The sequence below is a fragment of the Branchiibius cervicis genome, from assembly GCF_042661605.1.
Classification (GTDB): Bacteria; Actinomycetota; Actinomycetes; order Actinomycetales; family Dermatophilaceae; genus Branchiibius; species Branchiibius cervicis.
Genome location: NZ_JBHSWJ010000002.1, coordinates 1,205,797 through 1,225,132, shown reverse-complemented (window position 1 = coordinate 1,225,132; position 19,336 = coordinate 1,205,797). Strand labels below are relative to the sequence as shown.

Here is a 19,336-nt window from a genome sequence, read left to right as displayed (position 1 = left end):
GGACCAGCCATTTGCGCGCCGCCAGTGACACAATCGCGGGAAGCGGACAGCGACGCGACGAGGCGTTCGGACGTACCCGGTCCCGACCCGTACTCGTCGCCAACTGACCACGTCACGGACCCCGCGTGCGCGGGCTGGGAGAGATCGGAGAGACTGGGAAGCATGGCTGAACGCGTGACAATGCCCGCATTGGGAGAGTCGGTCACCGAGGGCACGGTGACCCGTTGGTTGAAGCAGGTGGGCGATCACGTGGCGGTGGACGAACCGCTACTGGAAGTCTCCACCGACAAGGTCGACACCGAGATCCCGTCTCCGGTCGAAGGCACCTTGCAACAGATCCTCGCCGAGGAGGACGAGACCGTACCCGTCGGCGCCGACCTCGCCGTCGTCGGTGACGGCGATGCCGCACCCGCGGACGCTGCACCCGACGAAACCGCCTCGCAGTCAACGGAGTCCGCGCAGGAGCCAGCCGCGGAACCGCAGGCCGAGGCCGAGCCCACCGCCCCGTCGACGGAGCAGGCCGCACCGGCTGAGGCGTCCTCGAGCGGAGAGGTGTCCGGCGGTGAGACGATCACGATGCCGGCTCTCGGCGAGTCGGTCACCGAAGGCACGATCACCCGTTGGCTGAAGGCCGAGGGTGACGACGTCGCGGTGGACGAGCCGCTGCTGGAAGTCTCCACCGACAAGGTCGACACCGAGATCCCCTCGCCCGTCGCGGGCAAGTTGACCAAGATCCTGGTGAGCGAGGACGAGACGGTGCCGGTCGGTGCCGACCTCGCGATCGTCGGAGGCAGCGCCGCCGCGCCCGCCGCGGAGGCACCCGCTCAGGAGACGCCGGAGCCGGCCAAGGAAGCCGAGCCCGCGAAGGAACCGGAGCAAGCCAAGGAGCCCGAGCCCGCGAAGGAACCCGAGCCCGCGAAGGAACCCGAGCCGGCACAGGAGCCCGAGCCCGTCAAGCAGCCGCAGCCTGCGGCCGCCGAACCGGCCAAGGAGCCCGAACCCGTCGGTACGGCCGCCGGCTCGCAGCCCGAGAAGGCCTCCGCTGACGACGCGGCGAGCTACGTGACACCACTGGTGCGCAAGCTGGCCGCCGAGAACGACGTCGATCTGTCGACCATCACCGGATCGGGTGTCGGCGGGCGGATCCGGAAGCAGGACGTCCTGGCCGCGGCGGAAGCCGCGAAGCAGGCTGCTGCCCAACCTGCTGCCCCGGAGCCGGCCCCCGCGGCCGCGCCTGCTGCGCCGGCGGCCCCGAGGATCGCTCCGGTATCGGCCAAGCGCGGCACCACCGAGAAGATGAGCCGGATGCGCAAGCTGATCGCCACGCGCATGGTGGAGTCGCTGCAGACGTCGGCGCAGCTGACTACGGTGGTCGAGGTCGACGTGACCAAGATCGCCCGGTTGCGTGACCGCAGCAAGGCCGAGTTCGAGCGCCGGGAAGGAATCAAACTCAGCTTCCTGCCCTTCTTCGCGCTGGCCACGATCGAGGCGCTGAAGGCCTACCCGGTGCTCAACGCCAGCGTTGAAGACGACTCGATCGTCTACCACGCCAGCGAGAACCTCGGGATCGCGGTCGACACGCCCAAGGGCCTGTTCGTCCCTGTCATCCAGAGCGCCGGCGACCTCAATATCGCCGGCCTGGCCCGACGCATCGCCGATCTGGCCAGCCGGACCCGCGATAACAAGGTCACTCCGGATGAGTTGGGCGGCGGCACATTCACGCTGACCAACACCGGCAGCCGGGGCGCGTTGTTCGACACTCCGATCATCAATCAGCCGCAGGTCGGCATCCTGGGTACCGGCGCGGTGGTCAAGCGTCCGGTCGTGGAAAGCGACGCCGACGGTGGCGAGACCATCGCCATCCGCTCGATGGTCTACCTGGCGCTGTCCTACGACCACCGGATCGTCGACGGAGCGGACGCCGCCCGCTTCCTGACCACGATCAAGGCGCGCCTCGAGGAGGGTGCCTTCGAGGTCTGATCCCCTAGGTTGAGTGCATGACCCAGCGCGTTGCCGTCACCGGATCCTCCGGCCTGATCGGCAGCGCGCTGTGTCATGCGCTGCGCGACCGTGGCGACGAGGTGATCCGGCTGGTACGCCGCCCGGTCCAGCAACCCGATGAAGTCACCTGGGATCCCGGTGCGGGGGACGTGAATTTGGAGGCGCTGCAGGGCATTTCGGCAGTCGTGAATCTCGCGGGTGCGGGTATCGGCGACAAGCGCTGGACCCCGGAGTACAAACAGGTCATTCGTTCATCACGGGTCGACGCCACGAGGACCATTGCGACGGCGGTCGCCGCTCTCGACGGACCGCGCTTTCTGTCCGGATCGGCAAGCGGTTTCTACGGCGATCGCGGCGAACAGCAACTGACCGAGCGCAGCGACTCCGGTGAAGGATTCCTGGCCGGTGTGGTCCGCGACTGGGAGCATGCCGCTGAGCCGGCGGTGGTGGCCGGCGCCCCTACGGCTTTTCTGCGCACGGGCATCGTGCTGTCCCCGGAGGGTGGCGCCGCCAGCCGAATGCTGCCCCTGGCCAAATGGGGCCTCGGGGGCCGCTGGGCTCGGGCCGTCAATGGTTCCCCTGGATCGCCCTGCCCGACCAGGTCGCGGCCCTGCTCTTCCTGCTGGACAACCCGCAGATCACCGGCCCGGTCAACCTGGTCGCTCCGGCACCGGTCCGGCAGAAGGAGTTGGCGCATGCTCTGGGCTCGGCCTACCACCGCCCCGCAGTTTTGCCCGCACCGTCCTTCGCGTTGCACGCCGTCCTCGGTGAGTTCGCCAGCGACGTGCTCACCAGTGCCAAGATCGTGCCGGAAGTGCTGCAGGACAACGGCTTCCAATGGGAGTTCAGCACTATTGATACGGTCGCCCGGTGGTTGGCCCGATCCTCGTAGCAACCGGTACGGCGCCGGTGCTAGATTGCTAGCATGTCGGCTGAATCCCCCGCGGTGATGATCCGCGCCCACGACCTGCACAAGTCGTTCGGCGACTTCGAAGCGGTACGCGGCATCGACGTCGACGTCGTCCGCGGAGAATCGTTCGGTTTCCTCGGACCCAACGGCGCCGGCAAGTCCTCGACGATGCGGATGATCGCCGCGGTCTCGCCCGTGACCAGCGGTGACCTGCGCATCCTCGACATGGACCCGGCCACTCACGGGTCGCAGATACGTGCCCGGCTCGGCGTGTGCCCGCAGGACGACACCCTTGACAACGAACTCACCGTGCGCGAGAACCTGATCGTCTACGGCCGCTACTTCGGGATCGGCCGCAAACAGGTGCGCGCCAAGGCCGATGAGCTGCTGGACTTCGCCCAGTTGACCGAGAAGGCGGACGCCAAGGTCGACGACTTGTCCGGCGGGATGAAGCGGCGGCTGACCATCGCACGATCCTTGGTCAACGATCCTGAACTGCTGCTCCTCGACGAGCCGACGACCGGCCTGGATCCGCAAGCCCGACACGTCCTATGGGACAAGCTGTTTCGACTGAAGCAGCAAGGCGTGACGCTGGTCATCACGACCCACTACATGGACGAGGCGGAGCAGTTGTGCGACCGCTTGGTCGTGATGGATCAGGGTCGCATCGCCGCCGAGGGCACCCCGGCAGCCCTGATCGCGCAGTACGCCAGTCGGGAGGTCGCGGAGGTGCGGTTCGGAGTAGTCGACCACGCGGCGTACGCCGAGCAGGTGGACGGACTCGCCGACCGCATCGAGGTGCTCCCCGACCGGTTGCTGCTCTACACCGACAACGGCGAGAAGGTACTGGCCGCGGTCGCCGAGCGCGGCCTCCTCCCGACGGCCGCACTGGTGCGGCGGGCCTCCCTCGAAGACGTCTTCCTGCGGTTGACCGGCCGCAGCCTCGTGGACTGACCCGCGATGAGCACCGTTCCCGCCCCATCGCATTGGGCGCTGACCACCCGGCTGACCGACTATTGGCTAACCGTGCTGCGGCGCACCTGGCGCGGCAGCATCGTCACCTCGTTCCTCAACCCGCTGCTCTACGTCGCGGCCATGGGCGTGTTCCTCGGCGGATTCATCAAGAGCGATCCGGCCACCCTGGACGGCGCGACCAGTTACCTGAACTTCGTCGTGCCCGGGCTCCTTGCGGCCCAGTCCATGCAGTTGGCGATCGGTGATGCGACCTACCCGGTCATGGGCGCGATCAAGTGGGACAAGACGTACTTCTCGATGCTCGCCTCCCCCGTCGGCATCGGCGAGATCGTCGCGGCGCACTTCGGTTTCATCATGCTGCGGATCGCCATCAGTTCGGCGGTGTTCGTGCTGGTGATGACGCCGTTCGGGGTGATCAGCAGCGTGGTCGGCGGGTTCGCAGCGTTCGCGATCCAGCTGCTGATCGGCTGGGCGTTCGTCGCCCCGATGTACGCCGTGTCCTGCCTGCTGAAGAACGAGAGCGGCTTTTCGCTGATCTTCCGGCTGGTCGTCATGCCGTTGGTGTTGTTCTCCGGCGCCTTCTTCCCGATCCACAACCTGCCCAGTGTGCTGGAACACCTGGCCAGGATCTCGCCGCTGTGGCAGGGGGTCGAACTGACCCGGATGGCCACTCTGGGCACGTGGAACCCGGCCGCTTGGTGGCATGTGCTGTATCTGGCCGTGATCGGCCTGGTGTTCACCGCTTTGTCGGTGCGGTTCCTGCGACGACGGTTGGTGCGCTGATGTCCGTGATCGCTCCTACAGCGGCCCGGGTCACCGGCCGCAAACTGTCCGCGCTCGAAGCAACCGGCACCATCGTCTATCGCAACTTGCTGGTCTACCGGCGCAGCTGGCTGGTGTTCGTCAGCGGGTTCCTCGAGCCGGTCCTCTACCTGTTCTCCATCGGTATCGGCGTCGGCAAACTGATCCCGGGGTTCGAGGTCGACGGTCACCTCATCCGGTACGCCGCCTTCGTGGCTCCCGGCATGCTTGCGGCCTCGGCCATGAACGGCGCCCTTTTCGACGCGACGTTCAACGTGTTCTTCCGGCTGCGCTACGCCAAGCTCTACGACCAGATCCTGGCCACGCCCCGTACCCCCGCCGACATTGCGCGCGGTGAGATCAGTTGGGCGCTGTTGCGCGGCGGAATCTACTCCGCGGCGTTCCTGCTGGTCATGCTGGCGATGGGCCTGATCGACTCGTGGCTGGCGATCCTGGCGCTGCCGGCAGCGTTGCTGATCGGCTTCGCGTTCGCGGCAATCGCGATGGGCCTGACCACGTGGATGCGCTCCTGGCAGGATTTTGAATACATCACCCTCGCCACCTTGCCGATGTTCCTGTTTTCGGCGACCTTCTTCCCCTTGTCGGCGTTCCCCGCTTGGCTGCAATGGATCGTGCAATGCACCCCGCTGTACCGCGGGGTCGTGCTGTGCCGGGAGCTCACGACCGGACACGTCACCTGGGCCAGCGGGGTCTCCGTGGTCTACCTGATGGCGTTGGGCTTGCTCGGTACGGCGATCGTGCGGCGCCGCCTGGCGGCTCTGCTGCTGAAGTAGGCCAGCGGGTCGACTGGTTCCTGGTATCTACGCCTGCGTGCGGGCCGTCGTCACCGGGTCGGACTATTCCTGGTGCCAGGCGCTGACCCGCCAGCCGTCCGGGGTCCTCGTCAGGTCGAAATCCACCGTGTTGGTCTGCGCTGGTATTGCGCGCTCAATGCCCGCCACCAGCAACCGGCAGGCCGACCGGGTGATTACCGAACTCAACCGGGCCGAGGTGGCCGAGCGGTGCGTCACTACCGCACTGCGAACCTCGAACCGGACGTCCTGGTACGACGCCCTGCGCGCTCTCACCGTCGACAGGTCCCTCGAATCCTGTTGCCACGCAGTCGAACCCACAACAAAGGCTCCTGCGAGGCGGGTCGTGTCCAGTGCGTTCCAGGACTCTGCGCGGTTGGCGAGCAGCGACCGCAGAAGCGCAGCCGGGTCCGCGAGGGCGGTTTCGCCGTTAGTCGGCGCAGGCGCCGGCTGCGACGAGGACGTCGGTCCGACGGGTTCCACCGCAGGTTCCGGGGCCGCGACGACGATCCGCGTGCTGGCAGCGACGGCGGGCTGCTGGACGGAGCGGGTCACTGCCGGCACAGCCCGCTGATCCGGGGCTATCAGCCACCACCCGGTCACGACAACCAGGGCGGTCAGGCACCCGGCGATCACGACCCGACGCCGCGATCGCGCCGGTTCCGTCGCGGCATGCCTGCCCCGCCGGGTCGGTGCGCGATTGCGCACATCTGCGGTGCTGCGGTCGGCTGATGCCGCAACCACACCGACGCGGCTGTCGTTCTCCGCGTCGCTGCCGACGTGTCGCGAGAACCACCCGCGCCGGCGCAGCGGTTCCGGCGCGGGCAGCGCCTCGGCGACTGCCCGGGCCCGGATCCGGCGGGTCAGGTCCGCGGCCGGGTCACCGGGCGGGGGCGCAGTACGAGCACCCGCCGACAAGCCCACCGGCGCCGGTTCGGCATCAGCTGCGGCCCAGATCAGTTCGGCCAGCTGGGCGGCACCGGGCCGGGCCGAAGGAGTGTGCGACAGGCAGGAGGTGATGACGTCGCACAACCGCTCGTCGAGCTGGCTCGCGACGTCGACCAGGCGGGGTCGCATGGCCGCCGGCGGCGGCGCCTCGCCGGTCGCGCACGCCCAGGCGATCGCACCCAGCCCATAGCAATCGCTGGCGGCATCTGCCGGGGCCCCACCGAGGACCTCCGGCGCGGACCACAGCTCGGTGGCCCACCTCTCGACACCGTCGGTCTGCGCGGTGAGGTGGGCCGCACCGAGATCGGCGAGCATCGGCCGGCCGTTGGCCGTGAGCAACACGTTGGACGGTTTCACGTCGCCGTGCACCAGCCCGAGCGAGTGCAGCCGATGCACCGCCCGCGCGACGGGGACCAGCACGGTGACCAGTTCGCCGGCGGTGAAGTGACCGCGGGCGCCGATCACGTCGGCCAACGATCCGCCTTCCGCCAGCGGCATCACCAGGGCGGTGACCTCCTGCCCGTCCTGGGACCCGCGGACCACCTCAAGGACCGGCAGCAGATGGTCGTCCGTGACGGTCCGGGCCCACGTCGCCTCGTCGGCCCGGTCCTGCGGCAGGAGCTTGGCCGCCAGGCGCATCCCGTCGTCTCGGCGTACGGCCCACACCGTCCCCGAGCCTCCGGCACCGATCGGCCGCAACACGTCGTACCCGGGAATGGTCGGTGGCGATGTCTCCTGCACGCCTACAGGCTGGCGTGGATCGGTTCCGGTCCGCAGAAGTTATCCACAGGGGGTGGTCAGAAGTGGTTGCGCGCCGTGACCGCGTGCAGGTCAGCGCGCGCCGCGTCCGCAGCCTGGGCTTTACGCATCAGCGGCTCGGTGACCGTGCGGGTGAAGTACTGGATCAACGGTCCGGTGAAGAACGCGGTCACCACGGTGCCGGGCCCGATCTGGCCGTGGAAGATCGCGGCGAGGAGGAGGAAGAACACGTCCTGCGTGCCGCGGACGGCCCGGTACGGCGCCTTCGAATGGTCGACGATCATCGGCGCGACGGCGTCGTACGGCGCGGTCCCCAGCCCCGGCTGCATGTACATCGCGGCGCCGAGGCAGAAGACGGCGATGCCGATCGCGAACAGCAGCGTCTTCAACCACGGCTGCGGAGCGTCCGGGACCAGCGGGTCCAGCAGGGCGGTGAACCACTGCACCATGAACCCGGTCAGCACCATGTTCAGGATCGAACCGATCCCGATGTACTTACGGCCCCAGATGAGCATCGGGATGAACAGCACGATGTTGCTGATCAGTTGGTAGGCACCCAGATCCAGGCCGAGCTTGTGGCTGATACCGATGTTGGCTGCGGTGTAGGGATCGACACCCACCTGTGCGACACGTAACGTCGCCGACCCCAGGCCGATCAGGGCGATGCCGACGAGCACCCAGAAGATCCGGCTGACGAGTGCCCGATCGATAGTCATGTCTCATCAAACCAGAGGTGCGGCGTACGCTGGCGCGATGCACTTCGAGTACCTCCCCGGGTTGGTCCCCTATGAGCAGGGTTGGGCACTACAACGGCAGATCCACGAGCACGTCGCCGACGGGACTCGCGAGGACACCGTCCTGCTGCTGCAGCACGAAGCGGTCTACACCGCGGGCAAGCGCACCGAGGCGCACGAGCGGCCGTTCGACGGCACTCCGGTCATCGACGTGGACCGCGGCGGCAAGATCACCTGGCACGGGCCGGGGCAGCTGGTCGGGTACCCGATCCTGCGGCTGGCCGAACCGCTGGACGTGGTCGGTTACGTCCGGCGGGTCGAGGAAGTGTTGATCAGCAGTTGCCGCGACGTCGGCCTGGACGTCGAGCGCGTTGAAGGGCGCAGCGGTGTGTGGCTTCCGGCGGACGACGGCAAACCGGCACGCAAGCTGGGTCAGATCGGGATCCGGGTCTCCCGTGGCGTGACGATGCACGGGTTCGCTCTCAACTGCGACTGCGACCTGTCGTGGTCGCAGGTGATCGTGCCGTGCGGGATCGCCGACGCCGGGGTCACCTCGATCAGCCAGGAGTTGGGCCGGGACGTCAGCGTCGAGGAGATTCTCCCGTACGTCGAGAAGCACCTGACCGAGATCCTCACCCCTGAGTGGCCCGACGGGAGCACTGGCGACCCGGCGTACAGTATCGGGGTGACCATCGCCCCCGAAGGACGCAAACTGCTTCGTGTCGAGGCGCGCAACGCGCAGAGCCCGATCGAACGCAAACCGGAATGGATCCGGACCACCGCGAAGATGGGTCCGGAATACACCTCGCTGCATTCCCTGGTGAAACGCGAGGGGCTGCACACGGTGTGCCAGGAAGCCGGTTGCCCCAACATTTTCGAATGCTGGGAGGACCGCGAGGCCACGTTCCTCATCGGCGGTGAACAATGCACGCGGCGGTGCGACTTCTGCCAGATCGACACGGGCAAACCGGCGGATCTGGACCGCGATGAGCCGCGCCGGGTAGCCGAATCCGTGCAACAGATGGGTCTGCGCTACGCCACCATCACCGGTGTTGCGCGCGATGACCTGGAGGACGGCGGCGCGTGGCTCTACGCAGAGACGATCCGACAAGTGCACGATCTCAACCCCGGCACCGGTGTCGAGATCCTCATTCCGGATTTCAACGCCGTCCCCGAGCAGGTGGGTGCCGTCATCGACGCCGCGCCGGAGGTCTTCGCGCACAACGTCGAAACCGTGCCGCGGATCTTCAAGCGGATCCGTCCGGCCTTCCGCTACGAACGCTCGCTCGCGGTCATCACGATGGGTCGCGATGCCGGGCTGGTCACCAAGTCCAACCTGATCCTGGGCATGGGCGAGGAGGATCACGAGATCGAGCAGGCGCTGCGCGATCTGCAGGACGCGGGGACCGACCTGATCACCATCACGCAGTACCTTCGGCCGTCCCTTCGTCACCACCCGGTCGACCGGTGGGTCAAGCCGGAAGAATTCGTGCACTGGATGGACGTCGCCAACGATCTGGGCTTCAAGGGCGTGATGAGCGGTCCGCTGGTGCGCTCGTCGTACCGGGCAGGTCGTCTCTACGCGCAAGCGATGGAAGCCTCGGGTCGCGAACTGCCCCCGCAGTTGGCCCACCTCGCTGCTGCGGCTGCCTCCCCTGCTCGCCAGGAAGCGGCATCCGTGGTGTCCCGCAGCCGCGTATCCTGAACTCCATGCCGTCACCGTCGTCGCAGGCCGCCTCGGCCACCGAGAAGAAGTCGCGCTTCTCACGCAAGAAGAAGAACACCTCCGGGGAACCCGGCGCGTCGCGCAGATGAAGCAGCTGTTCACGATGTCGCGGGCGCAGAACCCGTCGATCCCGTGGTGGATGGCGCTGGCGTTCGTGCTCGGATTCGGTGTCTTGCTGATCATCGGCCTTCTGCTGCACCACCCGATCATCTTCGGGTTCTTCGGTGTGCTCATCGGGATCCTGCTAGCCATGATCGTCTTCGGCCGGTTGGCGGAGAAGGCGGCCTATGGCCAACTCGAGGGACAGCCCGGAGCGTCCGCTGCTGCCCTGTCGGCGTTGCGGCGCGGCTGGTACTTCGACAAGGAACCCGTTGCGGCAGAAGCGAACCGGGCCCGTTCAGTAAACGACCTCGCGTCGGCTGCCATGGTGTTCCGCGCGGTCGGCCGCCCCGGGGTGGTGCTGGTGGGCGAAGGACCGGCCACCTCGACCCGCAAGTTGCTGGAGTCGGAGAAGAAGCGGGTCGCGCGAGTCGCCGGGCCTGAGGTGCCGGTCTATCTGCTGCGTGTGGGCCAGGGCACCGACACCGTGCCGGTCGCGGACCTGACCAAGCGGTTGAACAAGATGGACAAGAAGCTGACCGACGCGGAGGTGGCCGCGGTCAACAAGCGACTGCGGGCACTCGGGGCTGCGAAGCCGCCGATCCCCAAGGGGATGGACCCGCGCAACGCGCCGCGGGTGGACCGCCGCGCGGCCCGCGGTCGCTGACGTCGGACATCAGGTAAGCGGTAATCGGCAATCCAGCGGTTGTTTCCAGAGCAAAACAACCGCTGGATCGCTGATCACCGCTGATGTGCAGGGCGATTCCAGACCGCTAGGTGCAGCCCCTGCGCCATTGCTCGCATGACCTGCGCCTGCACGGCGGGCCACTCTTCGATGACCTGCACGTAGCTGACCCGCATGACGTGGTATCCGAGCAACGTCAGTGCTCGGTCGTGTTCGATGTCTTCATCGCGCTGTTTGCCCACGTGGTGGCCACCATCCACTTGGAGTACCAGACGGTCACCGATGAGGAAGTCCACGTGATGGCCCTCGATCCAAATCTGCGCCGCCACGTCGATTCGTAGCTTGTGAAACCGCAGCCGCACGATCGTCTCGAGCCCCGAATCCGCGAACGGCGCCATTGCCGCCAGCACGGTCCGAGCCCGCGGTCGTAGCTTCAACCTGCTCATCGCACTCCGGGCGATCAGGCCCTTGTTCACCGCGGACTCCCAGGCGGCGACCGCATCCTCGAATGGTTGACATTCTGCGATCAGCGCCAGAACGTTCTCGATCGAATCCGTGAGCTGATCTGGCGCCCTTGCGACAACCGGCGCAGTCCAGTGCACGACCGCACCGCCGGCGTTGCGGCTGCCGGAACCGACGTGCGCCGCGACATGCGGTGTCTGGTCGCACCTGGTCCATAGTTCGAGCCGCCGTGCCTGGGTCACGCAGGTCAGCACGACCGACCGCCGTGCTGCCTCAACCATCATCGGGTCAGCCTCGGGCAGGGCAACCCAGCCTTTCCGGACCCTGATGAGTTCGCCGGCTCCGACCGCGGCAGTGATGGCGTGCCGGCTCACTCCCGCCGCAATCAACACGCGCACCGGCAGAACGGAACCGGCCCTATGGGCCACGCGCAGTATCACCCTGTTGTCGGTTGGCATCTGGGCAGTGTGCTCGGCTTCCACCGACTCGTGCCCTACGAAACCCCAACGCCTGTGGAAACGAGTTGTGCAGATCAGCGGCAGACGACGATCCAGCGGTCGTTTTTCGAGCAAAACAACCGCTGGATTGCAGATGACCGCCGGCCGGCCGCGATCAGCGGCTGCGAACGATCACCGTGCCGGCGGCCTTGTCGTGCATGCCTCGGCCGTCGCTGTCCCAGATGACCGCGGGAATCACCAGCGCCAACAGCAGGCTGCGGATGGTGCCGCCGGCGACACCGGGCACCGAGCCGTCCATCCGCTGCACGTGCAGTCCGAGCAAACGGTGACCGACCGTCGTACCTAACAGGCTCACCAGCAGCACGTTCTCCGCGACGAACACCAGCAACGGCGCGAAGGAGGCGGAGTGCCCGCCCCACCGATAGCCGAAGAATGCGGCGGCGATCAGTGAGCAGAGCACCCAGTCGAGGAACAGCGCGCCGACCCGGCGTCCGAGCGGTGCCATGGCACCGGCCCCCGACTGCGGTAGGCCCAGTCGCTGACCGGGCCAATCAGGGCTGTCGGTCTCCGGGACGGTGCCACCCAGCCACGATCCGAGATCTTTGCGGTCCACCACGCACACGAGGGTACGTCGTGGGGGCAGGATGGTCGCGGACGTTCCACCCGCCGTACGCCCCCTGGGGAGCCCGTGACCTGCCGGTTTGTCAGTCCCCCGGGTCGCCCAGCGGGACGTAACACGGGTGAAACGTGCGAGTGATTGCCGAGTAATCGCCCCCGCGTAAGGTCGGGGCACGGTGCGGATGGACTTGTTCGCGCCACATCCAGCCAATGGAGGTTCCATGTTCAAATCAGGCGATGAGGTCCTGAAGTACCTGAAGGACGAAGATGTCGAGTTCGTCGACATCCGCTTCTGCGACCTGCCTGGTCAGATGCAGCACTTCAACGTGCCGGCTGCGGCGTTCACCGAGGATGCCTTCACGGTCGGCAACATGTTCGACGGTTCGTCGGTGCGCGGTTTCCAGGCCATCAACGAGTCGGACATGAAGCTGCTGCCGGATCCCGCGACCGCGTACATCGACCCGTTCCGCGACCGCAAGACGCTGGTCATGAACTTTTCGGTCGTCGACCCGTTCACCGACGAGGCCTACAGCCGCGACCCACGTAACGTGGCGGCGAAAGCGGAGGCGTACCTGACCTCGACCGGGATCGCCGACACTGCCTACTTCGCCCCCGAGGCGGAGTTCTACATCTTCGACGACGTGCGGTTCGAGACCAATCAGCGCTCCGGTTACTACTACATCGACTCCGTCGAGGGCGCATGGAACACCGGTCGTGTCGAGGAAGGCGGTAACCGCGGATACAAGACCCGCTATAAGGGCGGATACTTCCCGGTCCCGCCGTCCGACCATTTCGTGGACCTGCGCGACGAGATGGTCGCAGTCCTGGGCCAGGTCGGCCTCGAGGTCGAGCGCGCGCACCACGAAGTGGGCACCGCGGGCCAGCAGGAGATCAACTACAAGTTCACGACCCTGCAGCACTCCGGCGATGACATCCAGAAGTTCAAGTACATCATCAAGAATGTCGCCTGGGCGGCTGGCAAGACCGTGACCTTCATGCCGAAGCCGATCTTCGGCGACAACGGTTCGGGCATGCACACCCACCAGTCGCTGTGGAAGGGCGGCGAGCCGCTGTTCTACGACGAGAAGGGCTACGGCGGCCTGTCGGACATCGCCCGCTGGTACATCGGCGGTCTGCTCAAGCACGCGCCGTCCTTGCTGGCTTTCACCAACCCGACAGTCAACTCCTACCACCGCCTGGTCCCGGGTTACGAGGCGCCGGTCAACCTGGTCTACTCGGCCCGCAACCGTTCGGCCTGTGTGCGTATCCCGATTGCGGGTACGTCGCCCAAGGCCAAGCGCATCGAGTTCCGGATCCCGGACCCGTCGGCGAACCCCTACCTGTGCTTTGCGGCGCAGTTGATGGCCGGCATCGACGGCATCAAGAACCGCATCGAGCCCCCGGAGCCGGTGGATAAGGACCTGTACGAGTTGCCGCCGGAGGAGCACGCGAACATCGCGCAGGTCCCCGGTTCGCTGCCGGCAGTCCTGGACGCGCTGGAGGACGACCACGAGTTCCTCACCGAGGGCGACGTGTTCACCCCCGACCTGATTGAGACCTGGATCGACCTGAAGCGCACCACCGAGGTCGACCCCATCCGGTTCCGCCCGCACCCGCACGAATTCGAGATGTACTACGACTGCTGAGGAGTGAGGCTGGAGTCGTCGACGAGGCGCTAGCCGAGTCGGCGGCGAAGGCCGAGCCCCGCACAGCAGTCGTCAACGGGTACGACTGCTGAGGAGTGAGGCTGGAGTCGTCGACGAGGCGCTAGCCGAGTCGGCGGCGAAGGCCGAGCCCCGCACAGCAGTCGTCAACGGGCGTCAGATAGTCGGACATCTGCACTGTCTCGGTCGTTTCATCGCGAAACGACCGAGACAGTGTTGTTTTGCCGAGTCAGCGTTTGCGCAACGTGTTGAGTACGCCGATCAACCGGTCGAGCGTGGCCAGGCTGAGTTTGCCGTCGGAGACCGCTGCGATCCGCGCAGCGGCAACTCCTTGATCATGGCAGCCATCATTCCCGAGTTCGGGTCGTCTGCCGGAGCCATCTTGTTGATGGCCTGACCGATCAGCGCACCGTGGATCTTCCGGCCCAGCCAGGTCTGCTGTAGATCGCCGACGGTCGAGTCTTCGTCGAACGGCACCAACGGTCGTGCAGCGGGCACCGGCCTGCCGAGCAGTACCGCGAACTCCTGGTCGTCGGCCACCGGACCGCGCGTGGTGCTCACGGGATGCGAGACATCCGCGCCGTGAATTTCGAGACTGACGGTGCTGCGAATGTCCCTGGAGGACAATCCGATTCGGACTTCGTAGGTCCCCGTCGGAACGACCCACGCTTCGTCCGTGGCGTCGTACGTCGCGAACGAGCGAGCGTCGAGCGGCAGGGTCACCTCGCGCGACTCGCCTGCGGTGAGATGCACCTTGGTGTAACCCTTCAACTCCTGCTCGGGCCGCCCGGAACCAGCCGTCTCGGCGTGCACGTACAACTGCACCACGCAGGCACCGGCACGCTCGCCGATGTTGGTGACCCGGACGCCGACCTGCCGGTCGGGGCTGTGCTCCTCCCCCGACACGATGATCGACGACACGTCGAAATCGGTATAGCTCAATCCGTGCCCGAAACAGAACCGGGGTGCCACCTGCCACGTGTCGTGGAACCGGTACCCGACGTTTGCTGCTTCGCGGTATTGCGCCTGCGTCGGGTGTTCGGCGAAGCTCGCGTTGGCGGGCAGCTCCAGCATCGATACCGGGAAGGACTCAGCCAGCCGGCCACCGGGTTCGACCGCACCGGTGAGTACATCGGCTAGGGCCGTGCCACCGGCCTGACCGCCCAAGTAGGCCTCGAGAATGGCCGCCGGCCGGTCCGCCCACGGCATCTCGACAGGCGCTCCACCCATGAGAATCACTGCCGTGCGGGGGTTTTCGGCGACAACCGCCTCCACCAATGCATCGTGGGCCGGTGGTAGCCGCAGGTCGGTGCGGTCGAATCCCTCTGACTCGTAGCTGGCGGGCAGGCCGACCAGGAGTACGACGACCTCGGCTGTTCGTGCGGCGATCCGTGCCGCCGCGATGTCGTCAGCTGTCGCCTCCCCCGTGGCCGCGTCGTAACCGGCGACGTAGGTCAACCGGTCGCCGTAGATGGCCGTCATCGCGTCGAGGGCGTTGTCGAGCCGGGTCGGATGGACCAGCGAGCTTCCCGCGCCCTGGTAGCGCGGGGTCTGTGCAAACGCGCCGATCAGCGCCACCCGGGCGTCGACCGGGAGGGGAAGCAGACCGTTGTTGGTGAGCAACACGCTGGCCTCGGCCGCGGCTCGCCGAGCCAGCGCGTGATGTGCGTCGAAATCGACCGGTGTCGCCGGTGGCCGCGCCGCCACCTTCTCGGCCAGGGCCACCAGCCGGGTGACGGCAGCCTCGAGATCGGACTCGGCCAGGGCGCCGTCGTCCAGTGCCTGCGCGACGCGAGCATCCCACAGACCGCCACTACCGGGCATCTCGAGGTCGGAGCCGGCGTGCACGCCCCGCGGTCGATCGGCGGTCGCCAACCAGTCGCTCATGACCACTCCGTCGAATCCCCAGGTGCGGCGCAGGATCTCGGTGAGCAGGCGATAAGACTCACCGGTGTGTTCGCCGTTGACCTTGTTGTAGGAATGCATCACGGTCCAGGGTGCAGACTCCTTGACCGCGATCTCGAAGCCGGTCAAATACAGCTCGTGCAATGTGCGCTCATCGATGACGGCATCCACCCTCATGCGGTTGGACTCCTGGTTGTTCGCGGCGAAGTGTTTCAGGCAGGCTCCGACCCCCACCGACTGGATGCCGCGGACCATCGCGGCGGCCGCCTTGCCTGACAGGTAAGGGTCCTCCGAGAAGTACTCGAAATTGCGACCTCCGGCCGGGTGCCGCTTGATGTTGAGCCCAGGGCCCAGCAGCACGCCGACGTCCTGAGCCGCGGCCTCACGCCCCAGGGCGACCCCGATGTCCTGCAGGAGGTCTACGTCCCAGGTGGCGCCGAGCCCCGCGGCGGGCGGGAAGCACGTGGCGGGAACCGAGTCGGCCAACCCCACGTGATCGGCCGACCCGATCTGTTTGCGCAGACCGTGCGGGCCATCGGTGAGCATGAACCCGGGTGCGCCGTCGACTGATTCGGTGTTCCAGAAGTCCTTACCCGACAGCAGACGGATCTTGTCCGCGCGGCTGAGCCGGCCCGCGATCTCCTCGGCGGTGCTCACGGCGCGACCTGCTGCTGCACGCGCTGCTGGTGAGGCGACATGGTGACTCCTCCAAGATCGATGACCGGTTATCGCGACTGTACCCAGCTGGTGCCACGACCGCGGAGCCACGTTACGTATGGTTGCCGCGTGACTGAGACGAACCCGGGCCGCCCACCGGATGAGGACTTGACCGCTCGCATCCTGAGCGCCACGGTTGAGATCATTTTCGAGGTCGGCTATGACCAGTTGCGCATCGAGCATGTGGCCAAGCGGGCCGCGTGCGGCAAAACGGCAATCTACCGCCGCTTCCCGGACAAGGGAGAACTCGTTGCGGCCGCCGCCATCTCGGTCATGCATATGGGTGAGATCCCGGACACCGGTGACATCGTCGGAGATCTCCTGCAACACACCATGATCAACGTGAGGAACCAGAACCTGACCCGCCTGCGCGAAGGCACAACCAATGCGATCGCAGCGGCGCTGGACCCCGCAGTCTTTCCCGTGCTGTGGGACCGGTTCTTCAGTATCCGCCGAGAGAACGGCATCCGCCTGATCGAACGCGCCGTGGAACGCGGTCAGATCGATGCCGACACGGACCCCGACCTGCTGCTGGACATGCTCGCTTCGCTGAGCTTCTACCGCTCGACGGTGCGCGGCATCGGCGTCTCCGACGCTCAGTACAAGTGGCTCGTGCACACCCTGGTGGACAGCCCGCCGTTGAATTCGGCACGCGGCTGACTACCGGGTCACATAGCCATCGCCGACTCCCGGGTAGCCGCCGCCGGGCGCACCCCCAGGACCTGAACCGACCGACGGGCCAGCTCCCGCCGCGCCCCCTCGGACAACAATGCATCGGTCACCAGAACATCGACACGGGACAGCTCGCTGACCGTGGTGAGCAGCGCGGTGCTCCACGCAGCGTGATCGGCGACGACCACGACCCGCCGGGCCGCGTTGATCATGGCTCGCTCGACCTGTGCCTCCTGGAAGTTCGATGTGGTGACGCCGGCGTCGATGTCGATGGCCTCTGCTCCGATGATCGCGACATCCACGTGCGTGCGCTCGAGCATGTCGATCGCGACCGGTCCGGCCAAGCCGCCGTTCGCGGTGCGCGCACCCCGGTGAGCACCACCGTCCGGTCGTCCCGGGTCGGGTCGTAGAGAGCTTGCTCGACCAACGGTGAGTTGGTCACCACGCTCAGGCCCGCAAGGTTGCGCAACTCGGTAGCGACTGAATAGGCAACCGTCCCCGCCGACACCGAGACAGTCGACCCGGCTTCGACCAGGCTCGCCGCAGCGCGACCCAGCACCGAATGGGAGGCATCACGAGGCAGCAAACCCTGGCCGCCCGGTGAGTCGTCATGGACGGCGATCGCGCCGCCGTGCACCTTGGTCACCAGGCCCCTGGCAACGAGCGCATCGATGTCCCTGCGGATCGTCATGTCGCTGACACCGAGTTCACCGACAATGCGCGAAACCCGGATTCCGCCGTTCTGGTTTATCCGTCGCAGGATGAAGTCCTGCCGTTGATGAGCCAACATGTCCAACCTCCTACAAAGCCCCACGCGCCATGGGACGTCTCATCTCGTTTCCCCAAGCAATAGTAACGATACGGTTCGTTTCGTTATTGCATGATCAAGTTACCAAGAGAAAGCGCACCGTCGTCCGCATTTTGTTCATTTTCGAACGACCCGGATCGTCTGCAGGCTCGGATCGGCCGCGTAGGCAATCCGCACCCCGGCGTGCGCTGCAGCATCCAGGGTGGCCATGCTCTGGACGGTGATGCGTTCTCCTGGCGCCAGCACCGGGATACCCGGCGGGTACGGCGCGACCAACTCCGCGCTCACCTCCCCGATCGCTTCTGATAATGGAATGGCCTGGGTGGCAGCGAAATACGCCTGCCGTGGCAGCATCGCCATATCCGGCTGAACCTGGTAGGTCCCCACGCTCGCCGGGTCACGCGCCGGACCCCGGTGGCGCGCGATGGCCGCGACCAGCGCATCGACGTACGCAGAAACAGTTTCCGCCGTGTCCGCCATCGAAAGCACGGCAATGACCACGTCGCGATCGGCAGACTCCACCGGAAACCCCCGGTCGATCAGGTCCCGCTCGACAGCGATACCGTCCGCGCCGGTGCCGGGCAGCAGAACCGTGAGTTTGAGCGGGTCGACGTCGGCCGCGCCGAGAACCACCAGTCCCTCCACCTCGTGCAGCCGCCGGCGCGCAGACGCGACAGCCTCCAGCGCCTGGCCCAACAGTGCTGCACCGTCGCGCGCCAGCAATGCCCGCGCAGCATCCGTGCTGGCCAGAATTGCGCCCGCCGGACTGGTCGTCGCCGTCGCTTCTACCGCGGCGTCCAGCCGGGCCAGGTCTATCCGACCGGCGTTCGCCAGGACCAGTGCCGCCTGACTCCACGCCGGCAGCGTCTTGTGGGCGCTGGTGACGACGACATCCGCCCCCAGGGACAGCGCGTGCGCGGGCAGGTCCGGATGAAACCCGAAATGTGCCGCCCATGCCGCGTCCACCACCAGCGGTACGTCGTGCTCGTGCGCTGCGTTCGCGAGTCCCCGTACGTCCCCGACAGTGCCGACGTAGGACGGGTCGCCGACGAAAACCGCACGTACGTCAGGGTTTCGGGCGAGCGCACGGCGTACCTCATCGGGTCGCACCCCGAGCGGCAGGCCGGTTGCACGGTCGACTTCCGGTCTCACCCACACCGGTTCCAGCCCGGCCAGCACCAGACCCAGCAGCAGGGAACGATGCAGCGAGCGGCTGACCACGACGCGGTCTCCGTCACCGCCGAGGGCCAACGCAACCGACTGGTTGGCGTGGGTCGCGCCATCGGTGGAGAAGCGGCAGAAGTCCGCACCCCACAACCGGCCGGCACGCGACTCGGCATCGGCCAGAACTCCGGCGGACAGCTTCATCGTGTCCAGTCCCGCGTAGAGCGGCACGTCCCCCGCGATGACGTCACCCACCAGATCGGTGCGCTGCTTATGGCCGGGAATGGTGAACGGGGTCGGCGGCTGCTCCTGGAAGCGCAGCCACGCGTCGAGCAACGGCGCATCGCCGCGCAACATTCGCGGATCAGTGGGCATCCCGGCCCCCGGACTGGTCTACCCGTGTCATTGACCCACCGTA

Annotated in this window: 15 protein-coding genes and 3 pseudogenes; 11 read left to right on the top strand and 7 right to left on the bottom strand. The window is 66.9% G+C overall.

Features of this window, described 5'->3' with window-relative positions; translation table 11 throughout:
- Nucleotides 1–162 precede the first annotated feature (162 nt).
- From sucB to ACFQBT_RS06470, 6 genes and pseudogenes are all read left to right on the top strand, one after another.
- Nucleotides 163–1,980, top strand: coding sequence for a 2-oxoglutarate dehydrogenase, E2 component, dihydrolipoamide succinyltransferase (sucB, locus tag ACFQBT_RS06495; protein ID WP_377821295.1), 1,818 nt, complete (start codon nucleotides 163–165; stop codon nucleotides 1,978–1,980).
- 17 nt (nucleotides 1,981–1,997) lie between these two features.
- Nucleotides 1,998–2,324, top strand: a pseudogene (locus tag ACFQBT_RS06490) (NAD-dependent epimerase/dehydratase family protein); the annotation flags it as partial.
- 212 nt (nucleotides 2,325–2,536) lie between these two features.
- Complete coding sequence (locus ACFQBT_RS06485) at nucleotides 2,537–2,893, top strand: DUF1731 domain-containing protein (protein ID WP_377821293.1); 357 nt, start codon at nucleotides 2,537–2,539, stop codon at nucleotides 2,891–2,893.
- 33 nt (nucleotides 2,894–2,926) lie between these two features.
- Complete coding sequence (locus ACFQBT_RS06480) at nucleotides 2,927–3,865, top strand: ABC transporter ATP-binding protein (protein ID WP_377821291.1); 939 nt, start codon at nucleotides 2,927–2,929, stop codon at nucleotides 3,863–3,865.
- A gap of 6 nt (nucleotides 3,866–3,871) precedes the next feature.
- Nucleotides 3,872–4,669, top strand: a complete 798-nt coding sequence (locus ACFQBT_RS06475; RefSeq protein ID WP_377821289.1) for an ABC transporter permease — start codon at nucleotides 3,872–3,874, stop codon at nucleotides 4,667–4,669.
- Entirely contained in the window at nucleotides 4,669–5,481 is an 813-nt protein-coding gene (locus tag ACFQBT_RS06470; protein WP_377821288.1) for an ABC transporter permease, read from the top strand. The genes ACFQBT_RS06475 and ACFQBT_RS06470 overlap by 1 nt, the downstream gene beginning before the upstream one ends.
- A 63-nt stretch (nucleotides 5,482–5,544) precedes the next feature.
- Here the strand turns inward: ACFQBT_RS06470 and ACFQBT_RS06465 are convergent, their stop codons facing one another.
- On the bottom strand, nucleotides 5,545–7,188 hold the full coding sequence (locus tag ACFQBT_RS06465) for a serine/threonine protein kinase (protein WP_377821286.1): 1,644 nt from the start codon (nucleotides 7,186–7,188) through the stop codon (nucleotides 5,545–5,547).
- Nucleotides 7,189–7,244: 56 nt separating this feature from the next.
- Complete coding sequence (locus tag ACFQBT_RS06460; RefSeq protein ID WP_377821284.1) at nucleotides 7,245–7,922, bottom strand: YczE/YyaS/YitT family protein; 678 nt, start codon at nucleotides 7,920–7,922, stop codon at nucleotides 7,245–7,247.
- On the opposite strand from ACFQBT_RS06460, the pseudogene lipB reads away from it, so the two are divergent.
- The 3 genes and pseudogenes from lipB to ACFQBT_RS06445 all read left to right on the top strand — a co-directional run.
- Nucleotides 7,870–8,562 (top strand): annotated as a pseudogene (lipB, locus tag ACFQBT_RS06455) (lipoyl(octanoyl) transferase LipB); the annotation flags it as partial. The gene ACFQBT_RS06460 and the pseudogene lipB overlap by 53 nt on opposite strands.
- A 63-nt stretch (nucleotides 8,563–8,625) precedes the next feature.
- On the top strand, nucleotides 8,626–9,645 hold the full coding sequence (lipA, locus tag ACFQBT_RS06450; protein ID WP_377825387.1) for a lipoyl synthase: 1,020 nt from the start codon (nucleotides 8,626–8,628) through the stop codon (nucleotides 9,643–9,645).
- 106 nt (nucleotides 9,646–9,751) lie between these two features.
- Entirely contained in the window at nucleotides 9,752–10,432 is a 681-nt protein-coding gene (locus ACFQBT_RS06445; RefSeq protein ID WP_377821282.1) for a DUF4191 domain-containing protein, read from the top strand.
- Nucleotides 10,433–10,506: 74 nt separating this feature from the next.
- On the opposite strand, the gene ACFQBT_RS06440 is transcribed toward ACFQBT_RS06445, so the two are convergent.
- Nucleotides 10,507–11,310: an endonuclease domain-containing protein gene (locus ACFQBT_RS06440; protein ID WP_377821280.1), complete on the bottom strand. Its 804-nt coding sequence runs from the start codon at nucleotides 11,308–11,310 to the stop codon at nucleotides 10,507–10,509.
- 214 nt (nucleotides 11,311–11,524) lie between these two features.
- A complete protein-coding gene (locus ACFQBT_RS06435) occupies nucleotides 11,525–11,986 on the bottom strand; it encodes an RDD family protein (RefSeq protein WP_377821278.1) in 462 nt (153 codons plus the stop codon).
- A 223-nt stretch (nucleotides 11,987–12,209) separates the two neighbouring features.
- Here ACFQBT_RS06435 and glnA point away from each other — a divergent pair, with 223 nt between their 5' ends.
- Nucleotides 12,210–13,634, top strand: a complete 1,425-nt coding sequence (gene glnA, locus ACFQBT_RS06430; RefSeq protein ID WP_377821276.1) for a type I glutamate--ammonia ligase — start codon at nucleotides 12,210–12,212, stop codon at nucleotides 13,632–13,634.
- 279 nt (nucleotides 13,635–13,913) lie between these two features.
- On the opposite strand, the gene ACFQBT_RS06425 is transcribed toward glnA, so the two are convergent.
- Nucleotides 13,914–16,214 carry a glycoside hydrolase family 3 C-terminal domain-containing protein gene (locus ACFQBT_RS06425; protein WP_377821273.1) on the bottom strand — a complete coding sequence of 767 codons (2,301 nt, stop codon included), beginning with the start codon at nucleotides 16,212–16,214 and terminating at the stop codon, nucleotides 13,914–13,916.
- A 129-nt stretch (nucleotides 16,215–16,343) separates the two neighbouring features.
- Here ACFQBT_RS06425 and ACFQBT_RS06420 point away from each other — a divergent pair, with 129 nt between their 5' ends.
- Complete coding sequence (locus ACFQBT_RS06420; RefSeq protein WP_377821271.1) at nucleotides 16,344–16,934, top strand: TetR/AcrR family transcriptional regulator; 591 nt, start codon at nucleotides 16,344–16,346, stop codon at nucleotides 16,932–16,934.
- 8 nt (nucleotides 16,935–16,942) lie between these two features.
- On the opposite strand, the pseudogene ACFQBT_RS06415 reads toward ACFQBT_RS06420, so the two are convergent.
- A pseudogene (locus ACFQBT_RS06415) lies at nucleotides 16,943–17,736 on the bottom strand (DeoR/GlpR family DNA-binding transcription regulator).
- A gap of 135 nt (nucleotides 17,737–17,871) precedes the next feature.
- The gene (locus tag ACFQBT_RS06410) at nucleotides 17,872–19,293 is read right to left on the bottom strand and encodes an aminotransferase class I/II-fold pyridoxal phosphate-dependent enzyme (protein WP_377821269.1); all 1,422 of its coding nucleotides are present in this window, start codon (nucleotides 19,291–19,293) and stop codon (nucleotides 17,872–17,874) included.
- Between the last annotated feature and the right edge of the window lie 43 nt (nucleotides 19,294–19,336).

Bases quoted from the DNA above. Each gene is read 5' to 3' on its own strand.
- sucB (WP_377821295.1), top strand. From the start codon at position 163: ATGGCTGAACGCGTGACAATGCCCGCATTGGGAGAGTCGGTCACCGAG.
- ACFQBT_RS06485 (WP_377821293.1), top strand. From the start codon at position 2,537: ATGGGGCCTCGGGGGCCGCTGGGCTCGGGCCGTCAATGGTTCCCCTGG.
- ACFQBT_RS06480 (WP_377821291.1), top strand. From the start codon at position 2,927: ATGTCGGCTGAATCCCCCGCGGTGATGATCCGCGCCCACGACCTGCAC.
- ACFQBT_RS06475 (WP_377821289.1), top strand. From the start codon at position 3,872: ATGAGCACCGTTCCCGCCCCATCGCATTGGGCGCTGACCACCCGGCTG.
- ACFQBT_RS06470 (WP_377821288.1), top strand. From the start codon at position 4,669: ATGTCCGTGATCGCTCCTACAGCGGCCCGGGTCACCGGCCGCAAACTG.
- ACFQBT_RS06460 (WP_377821284.1), bottom strand. From the start codon at position 7,922: ATGACTATCGATCGGGCACTCGTCAGCCGGATCTTCTGGGTGCTCGTC.
- ACFQBT_RS06445 (WP_377821282.1), top strand. From the start codon at position 9,752: ATGAAGCAGCTGTTCACGATGTCGCGGGCGCAGAACCCGTCGATCCCG.
- glnA (WP_377821276.1), top strand. From the start codon at position 12,210: ATGTTCAAATCAGGCGATGAGGTCCTGAAGTACCTGAAGGACGAAGAT.
- ACFQBT_RS06410 (WP_377821269.1), bottom strand. From the start codon at position 19,293: ATGCCCACTGATCCGCGAATGTTGCGCGGCGATGCGCCGTTGCTCGAC.